Here is a 12,104-nt window from a genome sequence, read left to right on the forward strand (position 1 = left end):
CTCGGGCTCGCACGTACGATCGACTCGGGTGCGGCCGGCTGGTAACGCTGGGCGGCCCATCATCGCCCCGGCCATTCGCCATCAGCGGGAAGAACATTGCCGTCGACATGGTCCGACGCCGTGGAGGCGAGGAACACCGTGGCCTCGGCGAGATCGTCGGCGCGTCTCCAGCGACCGGCCGGGATCCGGCCAGGGATCGCCTGGTCGCGCTGAGGGTCCGCGCGTAACGCCTCGGTGTTGTCGGTGGCGATGCAGCCCGGTGCGATGGCGTTGACGTTGACGCCGCGCCCGCCCCACTCCTTCGCCAGGGCCGGCACCTCGGCGACCCGGCTCTCGATCTCGAGGGTGCGGGCCCCGCGGTAGACAACCGCCTTCATCGATCCTCCATACCCATGGTGTCGGACATCCCTTCCGCGGTGGATCTGCATGGTCCAGGGGTGACCGCGAGCAGCCGCCGGCCGGCCCGCTCCGGCCGTATGTGCGGTCCGTCGGGTGCGTGTGCCGTTCGCTGACGGGCCGCGGTCATCACCGTTTCGTCGATCCGGATGCCCAGGCCCGGCGTGTCGCCGAGCACAAAGGCGCCGTCCTCGACGTGCAGGTCCATCGCGACGCCGTTCGGCGGCCGCAGGCCCTGCAGTTCGCTGACGAGGTGGTTGGGCACCGACGTCGCGGCGTGCAGCAGCGCGACAGGCGTGTTGCCGATCGGGCTGACCGGCAGGTCGTAGGCGTGCGCCAGCGCGGCGACACGCAGGAAGTGGGTGACTCCCCAGACCGCGGCCGTCTGGACGATGTCGACGCCTCCCGCCGCGATCAGCGGGCGGAACTGCTCGAGGCCGGTGAGGTTCTCCCCACTGGCGACCGCCGTCCGTACGCCACGGCTGACAGCGGCCAGGCCGTCGGCGTCCCAGCGCCGGACCGGCTCCTCGATCCAGGTCAGGTCGAGCGTGCGTTCCAGTTCACCGACGTGGCGTACCGCCTGCTTGCGGCTCCAGGACTCGTTCGCATCCAGCATGATCCCTGGCCGGGTCCCGTGCGCGGCCTCGGTCAGTACCTCGCGTACGAGCGACAGCCGGTGCCGGTCACGCTCGATGTCCAGGCCGCCCTTGAGCTTCGCGGCCCTCAGCCCGCGTTCGGCATAGACCCGGTAGGCGGCGACGAGCTCGTCGTCGGTGAGGCCGATGTCCAGGCCGGAGGCGTAGGCGTGGACCACGCGGTCGTTGCCGCCGAGCAACCGCCACAGCGGCTCACCCACGGCCTGTGCCTTGATGTCCCACAACGCCGTGTCGAACGCGCCGATCGTGCCGAACACCACGCCGGCATGCCCGGCTTTGAAGGTGTGCCGCAGCATGCGGTCGTAGAGGGCGGTCACCGCGCGCGGGTCCTGGCCGTCGAGGGCGGCGAAAATCGTCTCGGCTTCCACGTGCGGTCCCAGGCCGACTCCGGTGATCCCCTCATCGGTCTCGACGATGACGACCGGCACGGGCACGACGCCGTCGAGGTAGACGCCGTTGGCGTCACCGACAGGTCGACCCCATTGCTGCACCGTCGTCAGGGTTCTGTACCCGGTGATGCGCATGCGTCAGCCCTTCGTCGCGCCGGCCGTCACGCCGTCGGCGATCTGGCGCTGCAGGAAGAGGTAGGTCACCAACACGGGTAGCCCGGCGATCAGGACACCGGCTGCGAAGGTGGGGATGTCGGCGGAGTACTGGCCGCGCAGTGAGGTGATGCCCACCATCAGGGTGCGATGGTCTGCCGACGGCATCATCAGCAGCGAGATGAGCACGTCGTTCCAGCAGAACAGCGCGTCGAGGATGCCCACCGACAGCAGGGCCGGAGCACCCATCGGCAGCATGATGCGCCGGTAGACGCCGTACAGGGTGTTTCCGTCGATCCGTGCGGCGTCGACGAGCTCGGTGGGCACCGCTCGGTAGTAGCTCGTCATCAGGAAGACGGTGAACGGCAGGAACTGCGCGACGTAGGCGAGGATCAGCCCCGGATAGGTGTCGATGAGACCGCCGTCGGCCATGATCCTGGCCAGCGGCACCATGATCACCTGGAACGGGATGAACAGTGCCGCGAGGCAGACCAGGGCCAGCGCGGACGAGCCGCGGAACCGCACTTGAGCCAGCGCGAACCCGGCCATGGACCCGATGAGCAGTAACAGCGCTACGGCGCAGGCCACCACGATCACGGAGTTGAGGAAGTACCGTCCCATGCCGACGCTGTTCCACGCGGTGCCGAGGTTGTCCCACCGGAGAGTGCTCGCCAGGGAGAACCGGTCGAGGATGTACTCCCGGCGGGTCTTCATCGCGACGTTGGCGGTGAACAGCAGGGGGTAGATCGTCGCCAGGGCGAGGAGCGCCATCGGCACGGCGACCAGCCATCTGCCCGGGCCCAGGCGGGACATCAGTCCTCCCTCCCCGCCCGGCGCAGCAGGCCGACCTGCAGCAGACCCACGACCAGCATGATGAGGAAGAGGACTGTGGACGCGGCCGACGCGAGCGCCGGGAGGCTCATCTGCCCCTGTTGGACCCAGATGTAGTACTCCGGCAGGTAGGTCGACCCTTCCGGGCCACCACTGGTCATGACGTAGAGCAGCCCGAACATCGAGGTCAGCATCCCGATCATCGTGGTGACGACGACGAACTGGATGGTGCGGGACAGACCCGGGATGATGACGTGCCAGATCATTCGCGCGAGCGAGGCGCCGTCGACCCGGGCGGCGTCCAGAAGTGCGGAGTCCAGGGTCGCGAACCCGGCCAGGAACACCACCAGCGCCATCCCTGACGTCGCCCAGATGTGCACGCCGACGACGGCGAAGATGGCTACGTCGGGATCGCCGAGCCAGTCCACCGGCCCGACCCCTGAGCCGCCGAGCACGGCGTTCAGCGGACCGTCGAAGGCCAGGAGCAGGTTGAAGATCGCGCCGACGATCACCGGTGAGAGCACAGCCGGGAAGAAGTAGACGCTCCGGAAGAACGGGTGTCCTGGCACCCGCAGGTAGATGAAGGTGGCGAGCAGTCCCGGGATCGCGACCGCGACCGGCAGCAGCAGCACCAGCAGTCCGACGTTGCGCAGCGCGGTGCGGAACAGCGGGTCGTCGATGAGCTCCGCGTAGTTGTCGAGCCCCACCGTGACGCCGTTGCGTTCGCCGTCACCGGTGAAGGAGAAGCTGACTCCCAACCCCAGCGGCCACAGCCGGAGCACCACGATGATCAGGACAGCGGGAGCGACCAGGACGTAGGGGGCGAGGCGTTCGGCGCGACGGCCGTTCCGGACCCGCGGAGATTTCGACGCCGGGCCGCGGCCACCTACCGCCTCACCTGCTCGCGCCCCTTGAGCGGCGCGGACCGACGAACCAACGGGTGACATGGCCTCAGCCCGTCTGGTCGGACGCCGCCAGCTGCTTGACCGCCGCGTCGACCGTGACCGATCCGCTCAGCAGTTGCTGAGACAGCCGCCCCATCAGGTCTACGGTCTTGGACGACAGGGCCACGTGGAGGGCGGGCTTGCCACCGTCGACCGCGGACACGATGGTGGCGACGGCCGGTCCACCGCTCGAGACGTCCACGGTGCGGTCGGCCGCGATGGCGCCGGCGTCGGCGTAGAACGACTTCAGTGCGTGGGTCGAGGTCAGGGAGCGCACCAGGTCGGCGGCGACCTGGGGGTCCTTCGTCCACTTCGCCACGGCGTAGCCGATGCCGCCGTCGTAGGGAAGGCTCGGCGTGGCGCCGGCCGTGACGACCGGCGACTTCATGACGCCGACATCGCCGGCGTCGAGGAATTCGGCGAAGTCCTTCCAGTGCCCGACGTCCGACATCAACCCGATGACGTGGGCGGCCTTGTTGGACTGGAACACCGCGAACGCGTCGTTGAACATCGCCGTCGAGTTCGCCCCGTCGTTGTTCAGGCCTTTGTCGTCGGCCTCCTTCCAGAGCGAGAAGACCCGCTTGACCGCCGGCGAAGACCAGTCTCGTTGGCCGGCGATCCAGTCGTCGTACTCCGTGGGCGGCAGGACGCCCGAGCCGAGCCCGGACAGGAAGAACTGGATACCGATGCCTTCCTTGTTGCCCTGCGCGAAGCACCTGGCACCGGTTGCCTTGGCGATGGTCCGGCAGTTGGCGACGAACTCGTCCCAGCTGGTGGCCGGCTGCTCCGGGTCCAGCCCTGCCTTCCGGTAGAGCGACTTGTTGTAGTAGATCGGGTGACCCTGCAATGTCACCGGCGCGGCGTAGGTCTTGCTGTCCTTGGTGAAGGCCTCCCACCCGGCCAGCCTCTTCTTGTCATCACGGACGTACTCGTCCAACGGCAGAAGGGAGTCCGCCCGGTCACGGATCTGCCCGCCACCGTTGAAGAGCATGACGTCCGGCCCCTTGCCGGCTTGGATGGCGGCCCCGAGCAGGGTGTAGTACTGCTCGAACGGCTGCGCGACGAACTCGACCGTCACGCCGGGGTGCCGCTCGGCGAAGTCGGCCTTGGCCTTCTTGATGTATGAGGACGCTGTGGCGTCGCCAGACTTCCAGTCCCAGACGACGAGCTTGCCCTTCGAACCACCGGACGCCGAATCCGGGTCGGAGGCGCTTCCGCAGCCCGCTAAGAGAACGAGCCCGGCGACCAGGGTCACCGACCACAGTGTTCGCTGCTTCATTGCTGCCCCACGCTCCTGAGGTGGCCGGCTGTCCGGCAATTGAGGTTGAGGAAGAACGCAACTCGTATGACGTATGTAACTCGTATGACGTATGACGTCAACCGGATGCCGTATAGTTGGCGAGCATCCGTGGTATGGCACGGGTCCCGGGGGGGTGTCATGACCGCAGTACCGCAGTCATCCGCAGAGGCCTCCGAGGCCCCCGCCTGGAGCCGGCGCCCGGCGAACCTTGCCGCCGCGGTCACGGCTGAGCTGGTGGAGCGGATCGTCCGTGGAGTTCATCCGTCCGGTTCGCCGCTGCCTCCCGAGCCCGTGCTCTGCGAGACCTTCTCGGTCAGCCGCACCGTGGTCCGTGAGGCGGTGAAGATTCTTCAGGAGAAGGGGCTGGTGCAGGTCCGCCAGGGCGCCGGCACGATGGTCACCCCGCCGGCGATGTGGAACATGCTTGACGAGCTGGTCCTCGGCGCGACCATCGCCGAGGACGAGAGCCTGGCCATCCTCGATCACCTCGTAGCGACCCGCCGCGTGCTGGAGTCCGATATGGCCAACGTCGCCGCCCGCCTGGCGAACGCCGAGGTGATCGACCAGCTGCGCGGTCTGGTGGAGCGGATGGATGAGCTCGTCGACGACCCCGCTTCGTACAACGAAGAGGACCGGGCGTTCCACGACGCCGTCATGCAGGCGTCGGGGAACCGCATCGGCCGTGCCGTGGTCCGTTCGCTGGAGCGCCAGGTCATCAACTCCGCCCGGTACATGGGCCGAACCGGCCGCGCCTTCTGCGTCGCGTCCAACCACGGCCATCGGCGCATCTACGAGCGGATCGCCGCGCACGACCCCAAGGGTGCGGCCGAGGCGATGTTCACCCACATCACCGAGGCGTGGGTGGTGCGCCGCAGCGGGCCGGGCGAGCCGACCCGGCTGCGGCGTTAGGGCCCTGTGACGTCGTGATCAATCGGTTGCCTTCAGCAACGGCCGAACGAACGAACCTGAAACCCCGTCACTCCGCCCTGACCAGCTGATCAGCACCTCCCGCACGCCGGGGAACCTCAAACTGGACAGCCCTCACGCCAGAACCAGGTCCCGTTGCCATGCTGCGAACGCCCCTCCCTGGCATCGCCCCGCACACCAGTCCAGGCCGCACCCTCGCTTTCCGGTCCCGGGAACGGCTCTGACTCCCGGCTCACGACAGATTCCCTGCTCGCCGCCCACCCCTGTAATCAACTCCGCTTGTTTCATTGACATCTCACTCAGAAGTCCTACCGTTGGGAGCGCTCCCATGACAGCCTTGCAACTGGAAGGAGTCCCCCCACATGCGCAAACAGAGTCCGTTAGCCGGGCGTTCGCGGTCATCCCTCCGCCGGCCTCTCCAGGCGCTCGTCATGCTGTTCGCCGTGGTTGTCGGCGCACTCACCTGGTCGGCCCCCGCCCAGGCCCACGGCACCGTCGTCGGCCCCGCCTCCCGCGCGTACCAGTGCTGGAAGACGTGGGGCAGCAACCACACGAACCCGGCCATGCAGACCGAAGACCCCATGTGTTGGCAGGCCTTCCAGGCCAACCCCGACACCATGTGGAACTGGATGAGCGCGCTCCGCGACGGCCTCGGTGGCCAGTTCCAGGCGCGGACCCCCGACGGGACGCTCTGCAGCAACAACCTCTCGAGGAACGCCAGCCTGAACAAGCCCGGGCAGTGGAAGACCACCACCGTCGGCAACAACTTCTCGGTCCACCTGTACGACCAGGCGTCCCACGGTGCCGACTACTTCAAGGTCTACGTGAGCAAGCAGGGCTTCAACCCCAAGACCCAGACCCTGGGCTGGAGCAACCTCGACTTCATCACGCAGACCGGCCGCTTCGCCCCGGCGAAGGACATCACGTTCCCCGTCCAAACCTCCGGCTACACCGGACACCACATCCTGTTCGTGATCTGGCAGGCCTCACACCTCGACCAGGCCTACATGTGGTGCAGCGACGTGAACTTCGGCTGAGCCGGGGAGCACCGCACACGGCACCGGCACCTGCCGGGCGCCGGTATCCCGTCGTCCGGCCGACCGAGCTCCGTCGGGCCAGGGGACCCATTTGGTCACCCTGCCCCGACGGGGCTTCCTGTGTTCCTAGGGTCTGTGTGATGTCGTGATCAATCGTGTCGTTCCGGATCCGTCTGGGATGCGGATCCGGTAGGAAGACTTTCGTGACGCGCAGGCAACTCACCGATGAGCAATGGAGGTTGATAGAGCCGTTCCTGCCGATAGGTGAGTACGGCCCGCGCCCCGAGCGGCTGCGGGATCAGTTCGAGGGGGGGTGATCTGACGGTTCAGGACAGGCGCGCAGTGGCGGGAGATGCCGGAAGCATTCGGGCCCTGGCCGACCGTCTACGGACGCTTCCGGGTCTGGCGGAACGCCGGTGTCTTCACCGCCCTGCTGGAGGCCTGATCGCCGAAGCCGCCCGCCAGGGCAAGACAGACCTGTCCCTGATCAGCGTGGACTCCACGACCGTCCGTGCTCACCACGACGCCGCCGGGATGATCGTCGGCAAGGTTGTCATGGAAGCTCTCGAGGAAGCCACAGCCGAGCAGGACCAGACCCGGCAAGAAGGGGTGACGAGGCGGAACAGAACGGGCGGGACGGCGGAAACGAGCCTGAGCAGGCCGACCGCGACGCGTCCGCCGCCGACGCGGACTCCGTCTGAAGGAAGGGCAACCGGGGCGGCCGTCCGGTCACTTTCGACGCGTCCGGGCCTTGGCACACCCCGCTGAACGACCGGAAAGAGCCAGAGCCACCGGCATTGCGTCCAGGGGCTCGCGCGACGAGGAGGAGGGGCCGGCTGGGGCTGGCGGCGGCGTGCCGCATCCAGCAGGTATCCACAGATCCACCGAGGCACCGTGGGGCCCCGCACCCACTCGGGCCCCACGGCCGACATCCGCTCCTGTCCCAAAGGGTCGGATAGGCGTCGATTCCGCTATCGCAGTGCCCACTGCTGGTTGGTGCCGCCGTGGCAAGACCAGAGGGTGATCCTGGTGCCGTTGGCGGTGCCGGCGGCGTTGGCGTCGAGGCACAGTCCGGACTGGACACCGGTGATGGTGCCGTCGGGGTTGACGTTCCATTGCTGGTTGTTCTGGCCGTTGCAGTCCCAGATGATGACGGCGGTGCCGTTGGTGGTGCCGCCTCCGCTGGCATCGAGGCACTTGTCGCCGTGGACGGTCAGTTGTTTGCCGGCGGTGTAGGTCCAGGTCTGGCCGGCCGCGCCGGTGCAGTCCCAGAGTTGGGTCTGGGTGCCGTTGGTGGTGCCGGCGCCGGGGACGGTCAGGCAGCGGCCGGACTGCGCGCCCACGATCTGCTGCTTGGGCGGCGGTGGGGTGGCGTCCCGCGGCCCGGCGGACGCCATCACGTCCCGGGCACCGGAAGGCCAGTTGCCATTGGTGACCGTGACATTGCCGGAGACCACGTTGCCGCGGTCCCCGTTGGTCACGTTCGTGCTGCCGTTGGTCGACCAGTTGTTGGCGACGGTCCAGTTCCCCATGTTCTCGCCACCCCAGTAGTTGGCCGTCGCCCACGTACCGGTGTTCGAGAAGACGTTGCTGGTGGCCGTGTAGTACTTCGAGCCCTCGTCGAAGTACAGCCCGAAGTGTCCGTTGGTCCGCAGGCAGTGGTTCCGGCTGATCTGCGCGCTCGGGTTCCATCCGAGCGTGTAGATGCAGCCACCGTCGTTCATCTGCTGCATGACGTCGTGGATGTAGTTGCCGATGATCCGGTTGTTGGACGCGGTGGTCGGCGTCGTGTAGCGCGGCTGGTAGTTGTACAGGCCGCGGTTGGCATAGTGGTTGCTGCCGCCCGCGTCATTGGCGCCCCAGCCGTACCCGATCGACATGCCGGAGTACGGCATGTTGTAGACCTCGTTCTGGGCGACGGTGCTGTTGGTGACGTACGTGGTCAGGACGGAGACGTTGCCCCGGTAGTCCGCCCCGAGGTCGTGGATGCGGTTGTTGCTGATCGTGATGTCCCTGTTGACCATGCGCTGGTCGCTGGGGTGGTGGGCGTCGGCGCGCACGCCGCCCACGAGGATGCCCCCGGCTGAGCTCCGGGCGATCTCCGACCGGGTCACCGTGATGTTGCCGGCGCCCAGGCCGACGCCGCTGGCGTGCGCGTTGGCGTCGTTGCCGATACCGATGGCCGTCTGGCCCAGGTTGACGAACTTGGAGTCGCTGAAGGTGATGGTGTTGGCGGCGGAGATCTGCACGGCGGCCGGCATTTGCAGCCAGTGTGGCCGGGCGGCCTCGAACTGCGTGCAGCCGTTGTGGCAGGAGTCGAAGCCCGGCCAGCTCCGGTTGCCGGCGAGGTACGCGCCGGTCTGCTGGTCCACGTAACCCTGGTTGCTGCTGGGGCCCAGCCAGCTCGTGCCGGTGAAGGTGATCCCGCTGAACGTGATGTGGTGCGCCGGCTCGCTGTACGTGCCCCCGACGTTCACCAGCGATTGCAGCGTCGGCAGTTCCACGCTGACGGTGCTCATGTTCTGCCCGGCCCGGGGGATGTAGTACAAGTCTCCGGCCGTGGGGTTGAGGTACCACTCGCCGGGCGAGTCCAGGAACTCGTACGCGTTGGACAGGTAGAACGGACCGGCCCGGTGTGGCCGCATGAGGGTGTCGTAGCCGAAGTTGTTGTTGTTCCACGCCGGCTGCTGCATCGTGATGAAGTTCGCACTGATGCTCTGCACCGGCGAGTACCGGTCGGTGAAGGAGTTGACGCTCTCCACCTCGATCCGGCTCTGGTTCGCCAGGTTGTTCAGATAGCTCAGCGCACCGCCCGAGAACCTCATTCCGGCGCTGGAGGCCGTGAAATCGGCCCTGTTCACCTGCGTGCGGGCCCGGGTGGCGACGGCGCCGTCGACATAGAGCTGCCGGGCGTCGAGACCGGCGGGCACGTCGGCCCGCCAGATGTTCCTGGCTGCGTCGGCCACCGACCAGCCGGTGACCGCCCGGGCACCGGTGATCACCGGGCGCGCCGACGGGGCGGCCTGCCACACGACCGTGTGACCGCCTGAGCCGGAGTCCTCCGCCGTCAGCCGGAAGGGTTGGGCCAGCCGGTACACACCGTCGGCCAACTGCACCACGATGTCGTCCGACATGTCGTCGTTGAGCGATCGCACCGCCGCCTGCGCGGCTGTCAGTGAGCACGGCTGCGCGCTGGAACAGTCAGTGCCGGTGCCGGACGGCGAGACGTACACAGTGCGGGGGGCTGCGGATGCGGGCGCGGGGAACGCCGTCACGGCGGTCGCGGCTAAACCGACGGTGGCGGCTGCGGCCAGAAGCCGCCTTCGTATCGTGAGAGTTGTTAACACGTTTTCTCCTTATGGCGGTTCCCAGGCGGAAGGGGATGACGGCGCGACCGGGCCTGTCACCCGGTCAAGGAGTGCTTTCCAGTCCGCGGAGTACGGTTCGGAGGTAGGACAGCCCGTCACGGGCGAGGGTGTCCTGCGACGGGGCAAGCGGCCGCCAGATCGAGGCCGCGGTGGCGATGGCCTCGTTCTGCGCGGTGAACGACTCGATGCACACCGCGCCGCCGTAGCCGGTCGTGGCCAGGCCGGAGAGGAAGCGTGGCCAGTCGAAGTGGTCGGCGCCCGGGGTGCCGCGGTCGGTGCCGCTGACCTGGACGTGCTTGATGTGCGGACCAGCCGAGACGAGCGCCTCGTAGGGGTCGGCCTCCTCGATGTTCATGTGATAGGTGTCGATCATGAGACCGACGTTCGCGGGCAGACCGTCGATCAGCTCCACCGCCTGCTCGACCGTGTTGACGACGCTCGTCTCATAGCGGTTGAGGGCCTCCACGCCGATGCTCACGCCCCGCTCCCCCGCGTGGTCGGCCACTGGCCGCAGGGCGCGGCGGACGTCCGCGTAGCAGGCCGCGCGCTCAGACGGTGACATGCGCCAGGTCCGCCCCACCGCGGCGTAGACCGGGCCGCCGACGCAGGGCGCGCCGACGGCCACCGCGCTGTCCACACACGTTTTCAGGTACGACACGGTGGAGGCGACGACCTCCGGCGGGGCGTTCACGAGGTCACGTCCGGGCGAGGTGACCGCACAGACGCCGACCGCGCGCAGGCCGTACGCCGCCAGCAGGTCCCGGGTGCGGGCCGGGTCCCAGTCGCCGGGTTGCTCGATCGGCAGCTCGACCGCGTCGAAACCGAACGCGGCGATCCGCGGCACCAGCTCGGCCATGGCCTCGTCGTCGACCGGCGAGGCCCAGACCCACGGGTTGACACCGATGGTGTACACCGGACTACTTCCAGCGCCGCGGGTAACCGGGCAGGTCGGTGCAGCCGCACATCGCGTAGTGCAGCGGCGGCATGGCGGGGTCGACGTACTCGTCCAGGTTGTCCTGGGTGATGGTCGGCTGTGGCAGCTTCCACGGGTTCGGCACCTGCTCGCCGTCGAGGATCTTCAGTGCGGCGATGATCGGGGTGCGCCACTGGTAGGTCGGGTAGGTCGGGGCGATCGCCGTGAGCTTCTTGTCCTTCCACAGCTTCAGGAAGTCGAGCTGGTCCTCGCCGTTGATCGGCGGCACCGGCTTGCCGGCGTCCTCGAACGCCTCGACCGCCGCGCCCGCGACCGCCCCGGCGTCCATCCAGACGCCGTCGATCGTGCCGTACCGCTGGATGTAGTCGTTGACGATCTTCTTCGTCCTGGCCGGGTCGCCGTCGGTGAACTCGACGCCGACGACGTCGACGCCCGCCTTGTCGAAGGCGACCTTCGCCGCGGACCAACGGGTCTCCAGCACGTCGACGCCGGGCAGGATGCGCAGCGCGAGCACCTTGCCACCGCGCTTCATCTCCTGGGTGACGAACTCCGCCGCGACGTGGCCGAATCCGTAGCCGCCGATCGGGTTGATGAACGTCACCGGGCAGGTCGTGTCGACGCCGCGGTCGAAGACGATGACCGGCAGGCCCTTCTTGCAGGCGGCCTCCACGGCCGGGGTGAGCGTCGCGGTGGTGTTCGGCGAGACGATGAGCGCGTGGCAGCCCTTGCCGAGCAGGTCGTTGATGTCGGCGATCTGTTTCTGGTCCTTGCCTTCGGCATCGACGTGGACGAACTCGGAGATCCGGCCGCGGTGTGTGTCGACCTCGGCCTGCATGGTCTTGAAACCGACCTGGCGCCAGGGGTTGTTCAGCCCCGCGTTGGAGAAGCAGATCTTGTACGGTCCGGGCTTCGTGAACTTCTTGGTCTCCACCATCGCCGGGTTGAGCGCCTGCTCCCAGGGCTTGGCGGCCGGCCCGGTGGGCGCGGCGTCCAGGAGCGCGAGCTGCTTGTCGTAGTCGGCCCGCACGAAGAACTTCGACTGCTCCCCGGTGCCCGACCCGGTGCCCGCGGAGGGCGAACCCGATGCGCCGGTGGTGGGCTCGTCGGTGGCGCAGCCGGCCAGCACCAGTAAGGTGCTCACGGCCAGCACCGTCATGGAATGCCGCACT

The 12,104-nt window shown here is 68.0% G+C and carries 10 protein-coding genes and 1 pseudogene; 3 read left to right on the forward strand and 8 right to left on the reverse strand.

From position 1 onward, the window contains the following. Positions 1–59: 59 nt before the first annotated feature. From QNO09_RS30955 to QNO09_RS30975, 5 genes are read right to left on the reverse strand one after another with little or no spacing between them, the layout of a single operon-like run. Positions 60–377 (reverse strand): SDR family oxidoreductase, encoded by a 318-nt coding sequence (locus QNO09_RS30955; RefSeq protein WP_283973562.1) that lies wholly within the window; start codon positions 375–377, stop codon positions 60–62. Next, positions 374–1,576: a mandelate racemase/muconate lactonizing enzyme family protein gene (locus QNO09_RS30960; protein ID WP_283973563.1), complete on the reverse strand. Its 1,203-nt coding sequence runs from the start codon at positions 1,574–1,576 to the stop codon at positions 374–376. Before QNO09_RS30960 ends, QNO09_RS30955 begins: the two co-directional genes overlap by 4 nt. Before the next feature lie 3 nt (positions 1,577–1,579). Further along, on the reverse strand, positions 1,580–2,407 hold the full coding sequence (locus tag QNO09_RS30965; protein WP_283973564.1) for a carbohydrate ABC transporter permease: 828 nt from the start codon (positions 2,405–2,407) through the stop codon (positions 1,580–1,582). Continuing rightward, positions 2,407–3,372 carry a carbohydrate ABC transporter permease gene (locus QNO09_RS30970; RefSeq protein WP_283973565.1) on the reverse strand — a complete coding sequence of 322 codons (966 nt, stop codon included), beginning with the start codon at positions 3,370–3,372 and terminating at the stop codon, positions 2,407–2,409. The genes QNO09_RS30965 and QNO09_RS30970 overlap by 1 nt, the downstream gene beginning before the upstream one ends. A gap of 4 nt (positions 3,373–3,376) precedes the next feature. After that, complete coding sequence (locus QNO09_RS30975) at positions 3,377–4,648, reverse strand: ABC transporter substrate-binding protein (protein ID WP_283973566.1); 1,272 nt, start codon at positions 4,646–4,648, stop codon at positions 3,377–3,379. 159 nt (positions 4,649–4,807) lie between these two features. On the opposite strand from QNO09_RS30975, the gene QNO09_RS30980 reads away from it, so the two are divergent. The 3 genes and pseudogenes from QNO09_RS30980 to QNO09_RS30990 all read left to right on the forward strand — a co-directional run. Continuing rightward, positions 4,808–5,578 carry a FadR/GntR family transcriptional regulator gene (locus tag QNO09_RS30980; protein WP_283973567.1) on the forward strand — a complete coding sequence of 257 codons (771 nt, stop codon included), beginning with the start codon at positions 4,808–4,810 and terminating at the stop codon, positions 5,576–5,578. A gap of 380 nt (positions 5,579–5,958) precedes the next feature. Then, positions 5,959–6,633: a lytic polysaccharide monooxygenase auxiliary activity family 9 protein gene (locus tag QNO09_RS30985; protein WP_502962366.1), complete on the forward strand. Its 675-nt coding sequence runs from the start codon at positions 5,959–5,961 to the stop codon at positions 6,631–6,633. Between the two features lie 203 nt (positions 6,634–6,836). Beyond that, positions 6,837–7,363, forward strand: a pseudogene (locus QNO09_RS30990) (transposase); the annotation flags it as partial. 241 nt (positions 7,364–7,604) lie between these two features. On the opposite strand, the gene QNO09_RS30995 reads toward QNO09_RS30990, so the two are convergent. The 3 genes from QNO09_RS30995 to QNO09_RS31005 form a co-directional block, all read right to left on the reverse strand. Beyond that, positions 7,605–9,767, reverse strand: a complete 2,163-nt coding sequence (locus QNO09_RS30995) for an RICIN domain-containing protein (RefSeq protein WP_283973569.1) — start codon at positions 9,765–9,767, stop codon at positions 7,605–7,607. 277 nt (positions 9,768–10,044) lie between these two features. Then, positions 10,045–10,914, reverse strand: coding sequence for a sugar phosphate isomerase/epimerase family protein (locus QNO09_RS31000; protein ID WP_283973570.1), 870 nt, complete (start codon positions 10,912–10,914; stop codon positions 10,045–10,047). A 4-nt stretch (positions 10,915–10,918) separates the two neighbouring features. After that, the gene (locus QNO09_RS31005) at positions 10,919–12,091 is read right to left on the reverse strand and encodes a substrate-binding domain-containing protein (protein WP_283973584.1); all 1,173 of its coding nucleotides are present in this window, start codon (positions 12,089–12,091) and stop codon (positions 10,919–10,921) included. Between the last annotated feature and the right edge of the window lie 13 nt (positions 12,092–12,104).

Origin of the sequence: Streptomyces sp. 378 (assembly GCF_030124145.1) — a bacterium.
Lineage (GTDB): Bacteria > Actinomycetota > Actinomycetes > Streptomycetales > Streptomycetaceae > Streptomyces.